Source organism: Microbacterium sp. ProA8, from assembly GCF_039905635.1.
Lineage (GTDB): Bacteria > Actinomycetota > Actinomycetes > Actinomycetales > Microbacteriaceae > Microbacterium > Microbacterium chionoecetis.
This window is the reverse complement of sequence record NZ_CP157000.1, coordinates 338,259-353,251: the sequence shown is the minus strand read 5'-3', so window position 1 is coordinate 353,251 and position 14,993 is coordinate 338,259. Positions and strand designations below refer to the sequence as shown.

General features: G+C 70.8%; 16 protein-coding genes. All 16 read right to left on the bottom strand.

Annotation, left to right across the window (positions count from 1 at the left end; translation table 11 throughout):
• Window positions 1-42 precede the first annotated feature (42 nt).
• Window positions 43-1,566: a lysine--tRNA ligase gene (gene lysS / locus ABG085_RS01580; RefSeq protein ID WP_347977697.1), complete on the bottom strand. Its 1,524-nt coding sequence runs from the start codon at window positions 1,564-1,566 to the stop codon at window positions 43-45.
• Between the two features lie 145 nt (window positions 1,567-1,711).
• Window positions 1,712-2,506, bottom strand: a complete 795-nt coding sequence (locus ABG085_RS01575; protein ID WP_347977696.1) for an MBL fold metallo-hydrolase — start codon at window positions 2,504-2,506, stop codon at window positions 1,712-1,714.
• A 27-nt stretch (window positions 2,507-2,533) separates the two neighbouring features.
• Complete coding sequence (gene panC / locus ABG085_RS01570; protein ID WP_347977695.1) at window positions 2,534-3,379, bottom strand: pantoate--beta-alanine ligase; 846 nt, start codon at window positions 3,377-3,379, stop codon at window positions 2,534-2,536.
• Window positions 3,376-4,092 (bottom strand): DUF2520 domain-containing protein, encoded by a 717-nt coding sequence (locus ABG085_RS01565; protein ID WP_347977694.1) that lies wholly within the window; start codon window positions 4,090-4,092, stop codon window positions 3,376-3,378. Before ABG085_RS01565 ends, panC begins: the two co-directional genes overlap by 4 nt.
• Window positions 4,089-5,888, bottom strand: coding sequence for a PH domain-containing protein (locus ABG085_RS01560; protein WP_347977693.1), 1,800 nt, complete (start codon window positions 5,886-5,888; stop codon window positions 4,089-4,091). The genes ABG085_RS01565 and ABG085_RS01560 overlap by 4 nt, the downstream gene beginning before the upstream one ends.
• A gap of 68 nt (window positions 5,889-5,956) precedes the next feature.
• Window positions 5,957-6,538 carry a PH domain-containing protein gene (locus tag ABG085_RS01555; RefSeq protein ID WP_347977692.1) on the bottom strand — a complete coding sequence of 194 codons (582 nt, stop codon included), beginning with the start codon at window positions 6,536-6,538 and terminating at the stop codon, window positions 5,957-5,959.
• Entirely contained in the window at window positions 6,480-6,977 is a 498-nt protein-coding gene (locus tag ABG085_RS01550) for a DUF3180 domain-containing protein (protein WP_347977691.1), read from the bottom strand. The genes ABG085_RS01555 and ABG085_RS01550 overlap by 59 nt, the downstream gene beginning before the upstream one ends.
• The gene (gene folK / locus ABG085_RS01545; RefSeq protein ID WP_347977690.1) at window positions 6,974-7,534 is read right to left on the bottom strand and encodes a 2-amino-4-hydroxy-6-hydroxymethyldihydropteridine diphosphokinase; all 561 of its coding nucleotides are present in this window, start codon (window positions 7,532-7,534) and stop codon (window positions 6,974-6,976) included. The genes ABG085_RS01550 and folK overlap by 4 nt, the downstream gene beginning before the upstream one ends.
• Window positions 7,531-7,926: a dihydroneopterin aldolase gene (gene folB, locus ABG085_RS01540; RefSeq protein ID WP_347977689.1), complete on the bottom strand. Its 396-nt coding sequence runs from the start codon at window positions 7,924-7,926 to the stop codon at window positions 7,531-7,533. The genes folK and folB overlap by 4 nt, the downstream gene beginning before the upstream one ends.
• Window positions 7,926-8,786, bottom strand: coding sequence for a dihydropteroate synthase (gene folP / locus ABG085_RS01535; RefSeq protein WP_347977688.1), 861 nt, complete (start codon window positions 8,784-8,786; stop codon window positions 7,926-7,928). Before folP ends, folB begins: the two co-directional genes overlap by 1 nt.
• Window positions 8,783-9,388, bottom strand: a complete 606-nt coding sequence (folE, locus tag ABG085_RS01530; RefSeq protein WP_347977687.1) for a GTP cyclohydrolase I — start codon at window positions 9,386-9,388, stop codon at window positions 8,783-8,785. Before folE ends, folP begins: the two co-directional genes overlap by 4 nt.
• Before the next feature lie 9 nt (window positions 9,389-9,397).
• Window positions 9,398-11,404 carry an ATP-dependent zinc metalloprotease FtsH gene (ftsH, locus tag ABG085_RS01525; RefSeq protein WP_347977686.1) on the bottom strand — a complete coding sequence of 669 codons (2,007 nt, stop codon included), beginning with the start codon at window positions 11,402-11,404 and terminating at the stop codon, window positions 9,398-9,400.
• A gap of 245 nt (window positions 11,405-11,649) precedes the next feature.
• Window positions 11,650-12,201 (bottom strand): hypoxanthine phosphoribosyltransferase, encoded by a 552-nt coding sequence (gene hpt / locus ABG085_RS01520; protein WP_347977685.1) that lies wholly within the window; start codon window positions 12,199-12,201, stop codon window positions 11,650-11,652.
• Window positions 12,202-12,211: 10 nt separating this feature from the next.
• Window positions 12,212-12,664, bottom strand: a complete 453-nt coding sequence (locus ABG085_RS01515) for a hypothetical protein (RefSeq protein ID WP_347977684.1) — start codon at window positions 12,662-12,664, stop codon at window positions 12,212-12,214.
• A gap of 66 nt (window positions 12,665-12,730) precedes the next feature.
• Entirely contained in the window at window positions 12,731-14,629 is a 1,899-nt protein-coding gene (locus ABG085_RS01510) for an alpha/beta hydrolase (protein WP_347977683.1), read from the bottom strand.
• Window positions 14,626-14,895, bottom strand: a complete 270-nt coding sequence (locus ABG085_RS01505; RefSeq protein WP_347977682.1) for a hypothetical protein — start codon at window positions 14,893-14,895, stop codon at window positions 14,626-14,628. The genes ABG085_RS01510 and ABG085_RS01505 overlap by 4 nt, the downstream gene beginning before the upstream one ends.
• Between the last annotated feature and the right edge of the window lie 98 nt (window positions 14,896-14,993).

Genomic DNA, 14,993 nt, shown 5'->3' with positions numbered 1-14,993 from the left:
CGTCGCGGGAGCACATCGCGCCGCGGTGACGGCGCGCTCCCGCTACTTGACGAGCGGGAAGAGGATCGTCTCGCGGATGCCGAGACCGGTGATCGCCATCAGCAGACGGTCGATGCCCATGCCCATGCCGCCGGTCGGCGGCATCCCGTGCTCGAGCGCCCGCAGGAACTCGTTGTCGATGCGCATCGCCTCGAGGTCGCCGCGCGCCGCGAGCTTGGCCTGCTCCTCGAAGCGCTCCCGCTGGATCACGGGGTCGACGAGTTCGGAGTAGCCGGTCGCGAGCTCGAAGCCGCGGGTGTAGAGATCCCACTTCTCGACCACGCCCGGGATCGAGCGGTGCTCGCGCACGAGCGGGCTGGTGTCGAGAGGGAAGTCCATGACGAACGTCGGGCGGGTGAGGCCGGGCTTGACGAAGTGCTCCCACAGCTCTTCGACCAGCTTGCCGTGGGTGGCGTGCGGCGGGATGTCGACGCCCACCTCGTTCGCGAACGCGACGAGCTCCGCGAGCGGGGTCTGGGGCGTGACCTCGCGGCCGGACGCCTCCGAGAGCGAGCCGTACATCGGGAGGCGCTCCCATTCGCCGCCCAGGTCGTACTCCGTGCCGTCCGCCCAGGTCACCGTCGTCGATCCGGTGACCGCGACGGCCGCGTTCTGGATCAGCTCCTGCGTCAGGTCGGCGATGCCGTTGTAGTCGCTGTACGCCTGGTAGGCCTCGATCATCACGAACTCGGGGCTGTGGGTCGAGTCGGCGCCTTCGTTGCGGAAGTTGCGATTGATCTCGAAGACCCGGTCGATGCCGCCGACGACGGCGCGCTTGAGGAAGAGCTCGGGCGCGATCCGCAGGTAGAGGTCGGTGTCGAAGGCGTTCGAGTGGGTGATGAAGGGACGCGCCGACGCGCCGCCGTGCTGCACCTGCAGCATCGGCGTCTCCACCTCGAGGAATCCGTGGTTCGCGAACGTCTGCCGCACGCTGGCGGTCGCCTTGGCGCGGGCGACGACGGTCTCGCGCGCGCGATCGCGCACGATGAGATCGAGGAAGCGGCTGCGGACGCGGTTCTCCTCGCTCAGCTCGTTGTGCAGGTTCGGCAGCGGCAGGACGGCCTTCGAGGCGATGCGCCAGTCCGAGACCATGATCGACAGCTCGCCGCGACGGCTCGAGATGACCTCGCCGTTCACGAACACGTGGTCGCCGAGGTCGACGAGCTCCTTCCACGCCTGCAGCGACTCGTCGCCGACGGCGGCAAGGGACACCATCGCCTGGATGCGGCTGCCGTCGCCCGCCTGCAGGGTGGCGAAGCAGAGCTTGCCGCCGTTGCGGCTCAGGACGACACGCCCCGCGACGGCGGCGGTGATGCCGGTCTCGGCTCCCGCCTCCAGGTCGGCGAACCGCTCCCGCAGCGCCGGGATCGTGTCGGTGATCGGCAGGCTGACGGGGTACGCGCCGCCCGCAGCATCCGTCCGCTCCGCGATCAGCCGCTCGCGCTTGGCCAGACGCACGGCCTTCTGCTCGAAGATCTCTTCTTCGGTGGGCTCGGCGGTCTCGGCGGGCGAGGTCGTGTCGGTCACGGGATGTGCTCCTCGGTGGGGATGTTCTCCGCAGAACGCGGACCCCCCAGTGTATCGGCGGCGACCTCGGGCCTTTCTGAACAGCCCATGCAGACCAGTGGATGCCGCGGGCCCGCGCCTCGGCGCGCGCCGGCGTCGGCGTCGGTCAGGGCAGGTCGATCGGCTCCCCCAGGGGCGCCCAGCGGACGCGCTCGCGCACCGGGCCGGGCGCGGCATCCAGCACGCGCGCCGCCGCTTCCTCCTGCTGGGAGAAGTGGCTCCAGCCCTCGACGTGCACGGGCACCGCCGTATCGGGTTCGGCCAGCCCGATCAGCTCGACGGCGTCGTCGGCGTCCATCGTGTAAGCCAGCGGACCGGTGAGCGGGAACTTCACCGCGCCGATGTGCACGAGGGCGACGTCCGGGTGCATGCCTGCGGCGACGCGACGCAGCGCGCCGTACATCACCGTGTCACCGGTCATCCAGAGCACGGGGTGCGCGCCGCCCACGCGGGACAGCGTGAATCCGATGACCGGACCGACGATGGGACGAGTGAAGCGCGCGCCATGCCTGCACGGCGTCGCCGTGATCACGAGGTCGGGCTTGCCCTCGGCTGTCAGGGTGATGGTGTCGCCGGCGCCCAGACCCCTCACGTCGCGGTGCGCGCCCGACGCCGACAGGCTCTTCGCGCCGGCGCTCGTCGTCAGCACCGTGCGCGCCACGCCGAGGCCCGCGCGGCCCGCATCGTCGAGGTTGTCGGCGTGGTGGTGGTGGCTCAGCAGCACGAGGTCGACCTCGCCGATGTCGGCGAGCGCCACCGCGGGTCCCGTCGTCTTGCGGGACGACGTGCCCGCCGCGAAGGAATAGGTGCGGCCCGGCGGATCGAAGGTGGGGTCGGTGAGGATCCGCCACCCCTCCCACTCGACGAGGGCGGTGGGACCGCCGATCCGTGTGATGCGCATGTCGTCTCCTGGGCCCGGTATCTCTGCTCAGCCGAGGTAGATCTCGGCGTTGTCGATGAGTCGGTGGCCCGCCACCGTCGCGGCGATGAGCGCGAGCGCGGGCCCGCTGGTGCCCTCGTCGACCGGGAGGAACGTCGCCGGATCGACGACGCTCAGATACTCGAGGCGGATGCGGGGCTCCCCCATGAGCGTCGACTGCGCCGCGGCGATGCAGGCGTCGATGCCGCGGTCGGCGTTGGCCGCTGCGGCATCGAGGGCCGCGGGGAGGAGCGCGGCGGCGGCGAGGTCGCGGTGCTCGAGCATCCCGACGCGAGTGGACACCGGAAGACCGTTGTCGCCGCGGACGGTCTCGACCGTCGCGACCTCGACGTCGAAGAACAGGTCGCGGATCATCCGGCGCACCAGGAAGACGCGCTGCCGGTCCCGCTCGCCGTAGACGGCGACATCGGGCCGGACGAGGTGGAACAGCTTGGCCTCGACGGTGAGGAGACCGTCGAAGTAGTACGGACGGAACCGCCCCTCGTACCGCAGGCCCAGATCGCCCGCGGTGACCTTCGTCGTCGCGGAGCCGTCGGGGAGCAGTTCGTCCGCTCCGGGCGCGAAGACGACGTCGACGCCGAGCGACGCGAGCAGGCGGGCGTCGTCCTCGGGAGTGCGCGGATAGGCGGCGAAATCCGCCGGCGATGCGAACCGCAGCGGATTGACGAACACGGACACCACGACGATGTCGGCGACCTCGCGTGCCCGGTGGACCAGGTCGATATGCCCGTCGTGGAGGGAGCCGATCGTCGAGATGAGGGCGACACGGGCTTCGGGGGCGGCGGCGCGGACCTCGGCGAGCCGAGCACGCAGCTCGTCGATGGTGCTGATCATCCTTGGATCGTAGCGGGAGGCTCGCCACCCGCCGGACCAGAGCCGGCCTCGGTGAGCGCGTGGTCGAGCGTGGTGTGCGCCAACGCCGAGAGGAACGACCCCGGATACGGCACACCTGCCTCCGCGAGGAGCGCGGCCGCCTGGTGGACGATGGAGCGCGAGAAGACCCGTGCCGTCGCGATCGCCTCGCCGTAGGCCGCGCGGGCCGACTCCTCGACGACCACGGGTTCGCAGCCCAGCTCCACGGCGAGCGCCTGCGCGATCGGCAGCACCGGCCCGGGCGCGGTGACGGCCGCGTACGCGCTGGCCAGCGCGCGCAGATCCATCGACGTTCCGCTGAACTCGATCGCGGGATGCACGGCCAGTGGAATGGCGCCCTTCGCGACGGCGGGAGAGAGGATGCCGGCGCCCCAGGCCGGGTCGGTGTGCAGGACGAGCTGCCCCGGCTGCCACGCGCCGACCTCGGCGAGACCCCGCACGAGTCCCTCGAGCTGGTCGTGGGGCACGGCGACGATCACGAGCTCGCTGCGCCGGGCGACCTCGGTCGCATCCAGCACGGGCACGCCCGGAAGGATCGCCTCGACCCGCTCCTGGTCGGAGCCCTGGGTGATCCCGACCAGCGCGTGCCCGGCACCGCCGAGCGCGGCCCCCAGCACCGGTCCGACACGGCCCGCGCCGATGATGCCGACTCCGAGCCGTCCGTCGCGGGTCATCCGCGGTCCTCCTCGCCGGGCGTCCTCTCGGAGGCTCGGCCCGTTTCGTCTCGCTCGCTGGCGCTCGCTCGCTCAACGACCGGAATCAGAGGTTCGGTCGTTGAGCGAGCGAAGCGAGACGAAACGTCGCCGGCCTCGTCCGCTGCGGTGGATCCGACGGGTGCGGGGACGGTCTCGTCCTCCGCCCACCGGTGCGTGCGGTCGGCGAGCGCCTCGCGCACCGAACCGCGCGCGACGTCGTCGAACAGCGCGAGCGCGTGGTCGCGGTCGACGGCGGCCAGGAACGGCGACACCGGACCGGTGACGACGTGCGCCCGCACGTTCGTCACGCCCGACGCCCGATCGAGGGGGCCCTGGTACAGGCCGATGCTCTGCAGACGCGCGAGCGGCAGGATGACCAGCTTGCGCCACACGACGCCGCGTCGCATCAGCAGCGCGTCGGCGGTGAGTCGGAAGCCGTTGCGCTGATACGACAGCGGGACGATCCACCGGGCGCGCTTCGGCGTGTTCGTGAACGTGTCGCCCTCGCCCGGTCCGAACATGCCTTCCTGCACGACGAGCGCCCGCTCCTCGTCGGAGAGAGAAGGCTGCAGCAGTCGCAGCACGCGTTCGACGTCGGCCGCGGTGCCCACCGGCAGGGCCGTGGTGAACTGATCCGTGCTGCCGTCGGCGGCGCTGCGTCCGGTGAGGCGGTTGATGCGCACCATCCACCAGCCGGCGGGCCGCCAGAGGATGGGCTGCGTCACCTCGACGGCGTGCACCCGGCCCGGCGGCACGATCTCGGTGATGGTCGTGAAGAGGCCGAACGTGATCCGCACGCCGTCAGGCGTCGGCGCGATCGCGTACCGCAGCGACCGGACGACAGATCGGAACCAGTACGCGATGAAGCCGATGATGCCGGGGATCCACGCGAACAGCAGCCACGTCACGCCTTGGGCTGCGCCGACGATCACGGCGGCCGTGCCGAGGACGAGGAAGACGGTCCCCATGCTGAGGACATGGGATGCCACGAGCCGGCCGACCGGGATGTTCACGACGGACTCGAGCTCGGCGACCGGCGCCTCCGGCCCCTCGATCATGCCGGTGATCTCGCGCCCCACGGTCTGGCTGAGCATCGCGGCCCTGCCGACGGGCCTGACCGCGGCCGGTCCCGCGGTCATCGCGAGACGACGCCCGGATGCGAGACGCAGGATGTCGGCGCGCACCGCCTCGGCGTTGGCGGTGGAGAGGTACTCGAGCTTGACGTTCGCGTCGGCCCCTGCCCCGACGACCTCGAGCTTCGCCATGCCCAGCAGTCGCGCGATCATCGGGCGGGTGAGGTTGACGCCCTGCACCCGGTCGAGCGGCGCGCGACGCTGCGTGCGGAACAGGATGCCGCTGCGCACCTCGACGTCGTCGTCGGTGATGCGGAACGTGTGGAAGCGCCACGACGTGTAGAACACCGCGACGAGCACGATGAGCGCCGCGAGGACCGCGAGCCCCGCCAGCACGTAGAGGTTGTTCGCGACGATGAAGTCGATGGGGTCGCCGCCCGATACCTCCCACTCCCCGACCTCGTCCTCGATGTCGGGAGCGAGCCACGGCAGGAAGATGAAGACGAGGCGATCGCGCAGATTCGCGAGCACGATGCCGATGACGACGATCAGGAACAGTCCGCCGCGCAGGAGGGGCGTGAGCGGGTGCAGGCGATGCCACTCGCCGTCGCTGAGCGGCGACCGCACCAGCTGCGGCGGCGGTGCGCCGGGCGCGAGCGGCCCTTCGACGGGCTCAGGCACCGGGTTCACCGGCTCAGGCACCGGGTTGGCAGGCTCGGGCACCCGGTCCCCGGATTCAGGGACCCGGTGCACAGGCTCGGGGGTGGACGTCATAGCCCCGTGCGCCGGCTCTCGGCGACTCCGACGAGGTGGTCGCGGAGCGTCTCGGCGGTGGACTGCTCGAGCCCGGGGATGACGACGCCGGTCGCCGCGGCCGCGGTGACGAACTTCAGCTGGGCGATGCCGAAGCCCCGGTCCAGCGGACCGTGGGTGATGTCGATGAGCTGCATGCGGCCGTACGGCACCGCCACGAAGCGCTGCCACAGGATGCCGCGCCGGAAGACCAGATCGTCGTCGCGCAGCTGGTACCCGATGGAGCGCGCCTGGCGCGGAAGGATGACGAGGGTCCACACGAGGATCAAGGTCAGGATCCCGCCGGGGATCCACGCCCACAGCTGATGCATGAGCAGCGCGAGCACCAGCGTGGCTGCGACGACGAGCACGAGGAACGAGCCGGTGGAGATCAGCTGCACGGTCACGTACTTCGGCGAGATCTGATGCCAGACCCCGCCCTCCAGCACCAGCCGGTTCTCGGAGCGCGGCTCGACGATCCGCTCGAACGTGCCCCCGGCCTCAGTGGTCGTGGAGTCGGGGCTCGAGTCCGGGGTCGTCGCCTCCGGGCTGTTCGTCATCGTCGTCCTTCCGGATGGTGCAGAGGTGCTCCGCGACCAGACCAGCGGCGACCAGCAGGGCGCCGCTCACGGTCGTCGCGATGACCGCTCCCAACGAGCCTAGCGAGGGTGTGACGGGCCGGGTCGCCAGGAAGACCCACAGCCCCGCTCCCACCCCGCCGACCGCCGCACCGACGATGCTCGAGGCCTTCGCCAGCATCGCGATGCGCACGGCGCGGAACGGGTCGACCTTCGACGTCGTGGTGCCGCGCGTGGCACGTCGGATGGGGATGGCGAGCGCGATCACGAAGGCCCCCAGCAGCACCAGGAGAATCGGCAGCGTCACGGCCGGCGTGAAGGTGGGGCGCCCCGCCGATGTCAGCAGCTGGTCGACGAGGAAGCCTGCGGCGACCCCGAGGATCGCCGAGATCGCGAGAACACCGGCACCGGTGCGCTTCATCGGCGTCCGCCCTCCCGCAGCCGGCGGAGAACCTCGTCGACACGGCCCGCGCCCGGAAGCACTGCGTCCGGATCCACCGCCAGCCAGGGCCCGAGCACGAAGTCGCGCTCGGCGGCCCGGGGGTGCGGCAGCAGCAGGCGGGGATCGTCGCTGACGACAGAGCCGTACGCGATGAGGTCCAGGTCCAGCGTGCGATCCTCCCAGCCGGGCTCGCCGGCGGAGCGTGCCGCCGAGCGCACACGGCCGTGCCGCTGCTCGATGGCATGGAGGTAGCTCAGGAGCACCGACGGCGCAAGGCGTGTGGTGAGGATCGCCACGGCGTTCAGATAGGCCGGGGCCTCGGCATCCGGTCCCTCCGGCTTCATGGCGACCGACTCGATCGGCTCCGACACGCGCACGGCGTCGACCAGCGGCACGCGGGCGAGGTCCTTGATCGCGGCGCCCATCGTGGCGCTGCGGTCGCCGAGATTCGCACCCAGGGCGATGACGGCCTCGACCGGTCCGCGCGGGTGACGCTCGGCATCGCCGTCGAAGCCCTGTGCCAGGCGTCGGTTCACGATCCCTCCCTCCACGACGGCTCTTCGCGCCGGGCACGACGGATCGTGACCGACACGTCGGCGAACGGCACCGTGATGGGCGCCTGCGGCTTGTGGACCGTGACCGCCACCATCTTCACTCCTTCGTGCGCGAGGAGGTCGTCGGCGATCCGCGCCGCGACGCCCTCGATCAGATTCAGCGGCTCGCGGCCCACCAGATCGACGATGCGCTCGGCCACCTCTCCGTAGTGGACGGTGTCGGCGACGTCGTCGGATGCCGCAGCCTGCGCGGTGCTGACGTACAGGGTCGCGTCGACGACGAACTCCTGGCCCTCCCGCCGCTCTTCCTCGAACACGCCGTGGTGCCCGAATGCGCGCACCCCGGTCAGCGTGATCTCGTCGATGAAGTCCATCAGCCCTCCCGGCTGCCCGATCGGTCGTGCTGTCGCGAGCCTGCCCAGCGCTGGGCCACCACGAGAGCATCTCGCGTGGCGACGACATCGTGGACACGCACCGCCCACACCCCCGCCTGCGCGGCGAGCACGCTCGTCACCGCGGTCGCCAGGTCGCGGCGAGCCTCGGACGGTTGCTCGGAACCCTCGGCGGGATCCCCGTCGAGGCCACCGGCGAGCGCGTCGGCGAGGAAGCGCTTGCGACTCGTGCCGATCAGCACCCGCGGGCCCAGTGCGACGAAGCGGTCGAGCCCCCGCAGCGTCTGCCAGTTCTGCTCGCCGCGCTTGCCGAAGCCGATGCCCGGGTCGACGATCACCCGGTCGGGTGCGATTCCGGCCACTGCGGCCGCCTCGACGCGGGCTCGCAGCTCTGCGGCGATCTCGGTCACGACGTCGTCGTAGACGGCGCGCGCGTACATGTCGGCCGAGTGGCCGCGCCAGTGCTGCAGAACCACGTCCGCGTCCGTCGACGCGACCGTCGGCAGCATCTCGGGGTCGGCCATGCCGCCCGACACGTCGTTGACGATGCGCGCCCCGGCCGTCACTGCGGCGAGGGCCGTCGACGCGTTCATCGTGTCGATGCTCACGAGGACGCCGGCGTCGGCGAGGGCGCGCACGACGGGAAGCACGCGGTCCTGCTCCACGCGCGGATCCACGCGCTCCGCACCAGGCCTCGTCGACTCGCCGCCGATATCGAGGATGTCGGCGCCCTGCGCGTGCAGCGCGAGGCCATGGGCGACGGCGGCATCGGCATCCGCATGGCGTCCGCCGTCGCTGAACGAGTCGGGCGTCACATTCACGACGCCCATGATGAGGGTCATGCGCGCATCCCTGACGGCCGCGCCGTCCCGAGCAGCGCGACCAGCTCGGCACGCGCCGCAGGCTCGGCCAGCTCGCCGCGCGCCGCGATCGTCACGGTCGAGGCATCCGGCTGCCTCCCGCCGCGCATCGTCACGCACTCGTGCGTCGCCTCCAGCACCACCAGCACGCCCCGCGCGTCGAGGGATGCGGCGATCACATCGGCGATCTGCTCGCCGAGGCGTTCCTGCACCTGAGGACGCGACGACAGGATCTCGACGACCTTCGGCAGGGCGCCGAGGCCCACGACCTGCTCGCCGGGGAGGTACGCGAGATGCGCATGGCCGCGGAAGGGCAGCAGGTGATGCTCGCACACCGAACGGAACAGGATGTCGCGCAGCATCACCGCGCCGGAAGGGAGCGTGTCGGGGGCCGGGCCCCGCGACACCGAGATGGTGCGGGCGAGCGGCGCCCCGGCATCCTCTCCCACTCCCGCGAAGAACTCGCCGTACGCGTCGGCCACACGCTCGGGCGTCTGCCTCAAGCCGGGGCGGTCGGGGTCTTCGCCGATCGCCTCCAGCAGCTCGCGCACGAGCGCGGCGATGCGCTCACGGTCTACGGCCACGGGCCGAGCCTACGCGGTCGCGGGTCGCGCCTGTCCGGACGGACGGCGCTTGGGCGCCTTCTCGGCAGCCGGCTGCTCGGCCTCGACGCTCGCGGCGAGCCCTGCCTCGTCGCGGCGCTTCGGCACGTCGATCGGGGGCAGGGTCGACGGCGGGCGCTGCTCGCTCGACAGCCACTGCGGGCGCGGGGGCAGGCGCTTGACGTCCTTGAAGATCTCGGCGAGCTCCAGGTGGTCGAGCGTCTCCTTCTCGAGCAGCTCGAGGGCGAGCTTGTCGAGCACGTGACGGTTCGCGTTGATGACCTCGTAGGCCTCGTTGTGCGCCTGCTCGATGAGGTCGCGCACCTGCGTGTCGACGCGCTCGGCGATCCGCTCCGAGAACTCGCGGCCGTGGCCCATGTCGCGGCCCATGAAGACCTCGCCCGAGGACTGTCCGAGCTTCACCGGGCCGATGTCGCCGGTCATGCCGTACTCGGTGACCATCTTGCGGGCGATGCTCGTCGCCTTCTCGATGTCGTTCGAGGCACCCGTCGTCGGGTCGTGGAACACGATCTCTTCGGCGACGCGGCCGCCCATCGCGTAGGTGAGCTGATCCTGCAGTTCGTTGCGGGTGACCGAGTACTTGTCGTCGAGCGGCAGCACCATCGTGTAGCCGAGGGCCTTGCCGCGCGGGAGGATCGTGACCTTCGTGACCGGGTCGGTGTGGTTCATCGCCGCCGCCGCGAGCGCGTGACCGCCCTCGTGGTACGCGGTGATGAGCTTCTCCTTATCCTTCATCACGCGGGTGCGCCGCTGCGGACCGGCGATCACGCGGTCGATGGCCTCATCGAGCGCGCGGTTGTCGATCAGCTGCGCGTTCGAGCGCGCGGTGAGGAGGGCGGCCTCGTTCAGCACGTTCGCGAGGTCGGCACCGGTGAAACCGGGGGTCTTGCGGGCCACGACCTCGAGGTCCACGCCGTCGGCGAGCGGCTTGCCACGGCCGTGCACCTCGAGGATCTTGGTGCGACCCTTGAAGTCGGGCGCGTCGACGCCGATCTGACGGTCGAAGCGGCCCGGGCGCAGCAGCGCGGGGTCGAGGATGTCGGGGCGGTTGGTGGCCGCGATCACGATGACGTTGACCTTGGGGTCGAAGCCGTCCATCTCGACGAGCATCTGGTTGAGCGTCTGCTCGCGCTCGTCGTGCCCGCCGCCCATGCCGGCGCCGCGATGGCGGCCGACCGCGTCGATCTCATCGATGAAGATGATCGCCGGGGAGTTGTCCTTGGCGGTGTTGAACAAGTCGCGCACGCGGCTGGCGCCGACGCCGACGAACATCTCGACGAAGTCCGAGCCCGAGATCGAGTAGAACGGCACGCCCGCCTCGCCGGCGACGGCCCGCGCGAGCAGCGTCTTGCCCGTTCCGGGAGGGCCGTACAGCAGCACGCCCTTGGGGATGCGCGCCCCCACGGCCTGGAACTTCGACGGGTCCTTCAGGAAGTCCTTGATCTCTTCGAGCTCTTCGATCGCCTCGTCGGAGCCCGCGACATCCTGGAAGGTCACCTGCGGCATCTCCTTCGTCACGAGCTTCGCCCGCGACTTGCCGAACTGCATGACCTTGCTGCCGCCGCCCTGAGCGCTGGACATCAGGAACCAGAACAGCAGACCCAGCAGCAGGATCGGCAGCAGGAGCGAGAGGAACCCGTCGAACCAGGTCGCGCGCGGCACGGCGTCGTTGAAGCCGTCCTTCGGGGCGGCCTCGTTGACCGCGTCGACGACCTCGGCGGCACGTGCGGTGACGTAGTAGAACTGCACGTCGGTCGCGCCGTCGTACTCCTTGGAGAGCTTCATGTCGACGCGCTGATCGCCGTCGGTGTTGACGACCTCGGTGACGGTCTCACCGGAGAGCAGCTCGAGACCCTCCTGCGTGGAGATCTGCTTCGCACCGTTCAGGCTCGAGATGAGCGAGAACCCCACGATGAGGAAGACCCCGATCAGCAGGACGTAGAAGAGCGGGTTGCGGGTGATCTTCTTGAAGTCCATGGCGCGGGCGACAGCCCGACCCCTTTCGTCGACGTGCCGTCGTGGACAGGAAAGCGCCCGTCGACGGTTGAATCAGGGTATCGCGCGGTTCCTAGGCGTCGACTGTGCATTCGCCCCGGGCGTAATCGCCGAATCCAGGGCGTTTCGTCTCGGTCGTTCCTCCCTCGCTCAACGACCGGTCGTTGAGCGAGCGACGGTCGTTGAGCGAGCGAAGCGAGACGAAACGCAGAGACGAAACGCGCTGACTACGAGTAGACGTGCGGGGCGAGGACGGCGACGTCGCGGAGGTTGCGGTACTTCTCGGCGTAGTCGAGGCCGTAGCCCACGACGAACTCGGTGGGGATGTCGAACCCCACGTACTTGCAGTTCACCTCGACCTTGGCGGCCTCGGGCTTGCGCAGGAGCGCGAAGACCTCGACGGATGCCGCACCACGAGCCGCGAAGTTCTCCAGCAGCCAGCTCAGGGTCAGGCCCGAGTCGATGATGTCCTCGACGATGAGCACGTGCTTGCCGAGGATGTCGGTGTCGAGGTCCTTGCGGATCTGCACGACGCCGCTGGACTTGGTGCCCGCACCGTACGACGAGACCGCCATCCAGTCCATGGTGATGTGCTTCGTGAGCGCACGGGAGAAGTCCGCCATCACCATGACCGCACCCTTGAGCACGCCGACCAGCAGCAGATCCTCGTCCGCGTAGTCCGCGTCGACCTGCGCCGCGATCTCGTCGAGCTTCGCCCGGATCTCCTCCTCTGTGACGAGGACTTCCGTGAGGTCGCTGGAGACGTCGGCCGCGCGCATGGGGATGAGTCTACGTGCCGGCGGCGTCGGCGCCGCGGACGGTCTGCGGGCTGACCACGAGCACCTCGACGACTTCGGCCATCTCCGGCCGCGTCTGCACCCACGTCACCTCGATGTACCACTCGCCGCCGTCGAGATCCTTGCGGAACCCGTCGGTGATGCGGGCCCCGCCCTCGGTCTCGCGCACCTTCGACTCGCGCCAGCCGTCATCGGTGAGTCCGGCGGCGATCGCGGCCGCGGCGTCGGCCGAGGCATCCGTCTCTGCCGCGAGGTTGAGACTCTCGCGGGCCTGCCACCAGGCGGGGTCCGACGCGGACGCCGCTCCCTCCGTCGGCGCGTACCTCGGCTCGGACTCGGAGAAGCCCGACGCGGGATCGAGGGCCGCCGGAATCAGCGCGACGGTCTCGCCGAGGAGGCGGTCCGCCTCGGTCTCGTATTCGGCGAGCCGGCTTTCGGGCGTCATGCTGCATCCTCCCAGGGCGAGCGCGAAGAGGGCGACGGCGACGGCGGCAACGATTCGGCGCACGGCTCAGTCGACCTCCGTGTAGACGGGTTCGTAATCGTCACGGTCGATGCCGTCGATCGTGATGGGCCGCCCGCCCGCGACGATGATCTCGTTCTCGGCGTACACCTCGGCCTGCCCGCCCGTGATCACCGCCACCATGTTCTCGAAGGCCGTCGAGCCGGGCGTGTAGAGCGAGCTGTGACTGTCGATCGCCGACGGCGTGCCGTTGCCGGGGACGTTGTAGTCCTCGATGTCGTCGCTGTCGGGGCGGGACGCGTCGATCGCACCCGTCTCGAGGCGCGTGACCCCGTCGGCGGTGAGCGTCGACTGCCCGTGAAGGGCGTGCAGGTCGCCCTCGCGGCCCTGGATGAGTCCGACGACCATGTCGTTTCGGCTCATCATCGCGTAATGGGGCACGTCTGAAGTATGCGGGAAGTCGTCCACGCTCGAGACGCCGTCGCCCATGCCCGCCGCGGCGACGTAGAGCACCCGGTCGGCGCGCAGCCCCGCCGCTTCGGCGAGTCCGACGGCCGCGCCGCCGTAGCTGTGGCCCAGCACGGTCAGCGTCGCACTGCCGGGCACGGCGATGCCGGCGGCGAAGTCGCGCAGCCGCGGCGCGAGGTCGTGCGAGTAGGACGCGCTCATCGCCTCGGGGATGGACTGCGGGAACGCGCCGCCCGCCCACTGGAACACCGCGGTGCCGGGGCCGGCGGCCGCCTGCAGGTCGGCGGCACGCTCGTCGCCGAAGTCGGTCATGTTCGATCCGGTGCCGGGGACCGAGATGGCCACGGAGCGCACCCACGACGGGATGTCGCCGGTCACGGGGTCGAGGGGCCCGTGATACGTGGCGATGGCCTGGTGCGACGGGTCGAAGACCACCACCCGGGCGCCGGTCTCGGTGCGCACCGCGCCGGTCTCGTCGACGACCTGGATCTCCTGCGTCAGGAGCCCCTGGTAGTAGTCGATCAGGCGCTGCTGCTCGGCGATGAGGTCGTCGTACTCCTGCTCGACCGAGCCCTGGCCGTGGTAGGAGCGGTCGACCGCGGCGTCGCGCAGCCGTTCCAGCCGTTCGATCTCGGCCTCGCGGGCGGCGATCTCGTCCTCGATGTTGAGACGGTTGGCGGCGACGCGGTCGCCGATGGGGATGCCGTCGAGATTGCCGATGACGTCAGGCGACACGGCGATCAGCGCATCCTTCTCCGCCCGGTCGAGGCTGTCCCAGACCTGCCTGATGAGCTCGGGGTCCCCGAGCGCCGCGATCTGCTCGGCCGTCACGGCGTCGGTGTCGCCGGCCCACAGCGCCGTCGCCGCGACGAAGCCGCCCGCACCTACGACACCGTCGTGGGTGATCTCGGCGATGAGCGGGATGCCGGCCAGCCGCGCGGCCGTGTCGTGGTCGAGCTGGTCTCGTTCGTCGCGCAGCGCGTTGTACGCGTCCCGTGCCGCGCGATAGTCGTCGATCGCCCCCTGCCAGCGGTCGAGGAGCGACGGGTCGTCGAGGTACGACCACGACGGGAGCACCTCGTCCCACTCCAGCGACCAGCCCACGACGAACTCCGACGCGGCGTTGAGCGCGATGGAACGCCGGGTCTGGATCGCCGCGTAGTCGCCCTCCGCCTGTTCCCGCGCAGACGCGGCGCGGCGCTGCAGATCGGCCAGCGCGTCCGCGTACTCGTCGAGCACCCCGGCCGCCTCGTCGGCGGCATCCGCGACGTCGGTGAAGCGGCCGGCGACCACGGTGATGCGCGGCCGCAGCGCGTCCACGCTGACGGCCGTGACGGGGGTGAGCGCGCGCAGCGCGCTGTGCGCGTGCGTGCTGCGATCGCGCTCCGCACCGGCTCGGGTGCGGAACAACGCGGCGAGATCGCGGATGCCGTCGACACTGCCCTCGCCGGGGTCGGCCGCCAGGCCCGGCACCGTCATCCGGATGCCCCGGCCAGCTGGGCGTCGAGTGCGCGGAGCTCGGTGTGGACGGTGTCGACGTCCACCGACAGGTCGTGGCCGACACCGGCGAGCGCGCTCATCGCCTGCCGGATGATGGCGTCCGCGTCGCCGAGGGCCGATTCGACGACGGGCGACCCGAGCACGCCGAAGGCCTGGCAGAACCCGTCGCCCGGGACGTCGCCCGCCTTCTGCAGGTTCAGGACCGCCTCGGTGAGATCCGAGTCTTCGAACTCGACGTCTGCCATGATCGCCCCACCATATCCGGGCGCGGGCCGGGGTTCGGAGGGGACAATTCCCCATGCCCGCCCGGGGTTTGCGACCACTGCGCCTGTGAGCGTCCGCC

Coding starts and splice junctions, on each gene's coding strand:
- ABG085_RS01575 (WP_347977696.1), bottom strand. CDS start 2,506: ATGCGCATCACACGGATCGGCGGTCCCACCGCCCTCGTCGAGTGGGAG.
- panC (WP_347977695.1), bottom strand. CDS start 3,379: ATGATCAGCACCATCGACGAGCTGCGTGCTCGGCTCGCCGAGGTCCGC.
- ABG085_RS01565 (WP_347977694.1), bottom strand. CDS start 4,092: ATGACCCGCGACGGACGGCTCGGAGTCGGCATCATCGGCGCGGGCCGT.
- ABG085_RS01555 (WP_347977692.1), bottom strand. CDS start 6,538: ATGACGAACAGCCCGGAGGCGACGACCCCGGACTCGAGCCCCGACTCC.
- ABG085_RS01550 (WP_347977691.1), bottom strand. CDS start 6,977: ATGAAGCGCACCGGTGCCGGTGTTCTCGCGATCTCGGCGATCCTCGGG.
- folB (WP_347977689.1), bottom strand. CDS start 7,926: ATGGACTTCATCGACGAGATCACGCTGACCGGGGTGCGCGCATTCGGG.
- folP (WP_347977688.1), bottom strand. CDS start 8,786: ATGACCCTCATCATGGGCGTCGTGAATGTGACGCCCGACTCGTTCAGC.
- ftsH (WP_347977686.1), bottom strand. CDS start 11,404: ATGGACTTCAAGAAGATCACCCGCAACCCGCTCTTCTACGTCCTGCTG.
- hpt (WP_347977685.1), bottom strand. CDS start 12,201: ATGCGCGCGGCCGACGTCTCCAGCGACCTCACGGAAGTCCTCGTCACA.
- ABG085_RS01515 (WP_347977684.1), bottom strand. CDS start 12,664: ATGACGCCCGAAAGCCGGCTCGCCGAATACGAGACCGAGGCGGACCGC.
- ABG085_RS01510 (WP_347977683.1), bottom strand. CDS start 14,629: ATGACGGTGCCGGGCCTGGCGGCCGACCCCGGCGAGGGCAGTGTCGAC.
- ABG085_RS01505 (WP_347977682.1), bottom strand. CDS start 14,895: ATGGCAGACGTCGAGTTCGAAGACTCGGATCTCACCGAGGCGGTCCTG.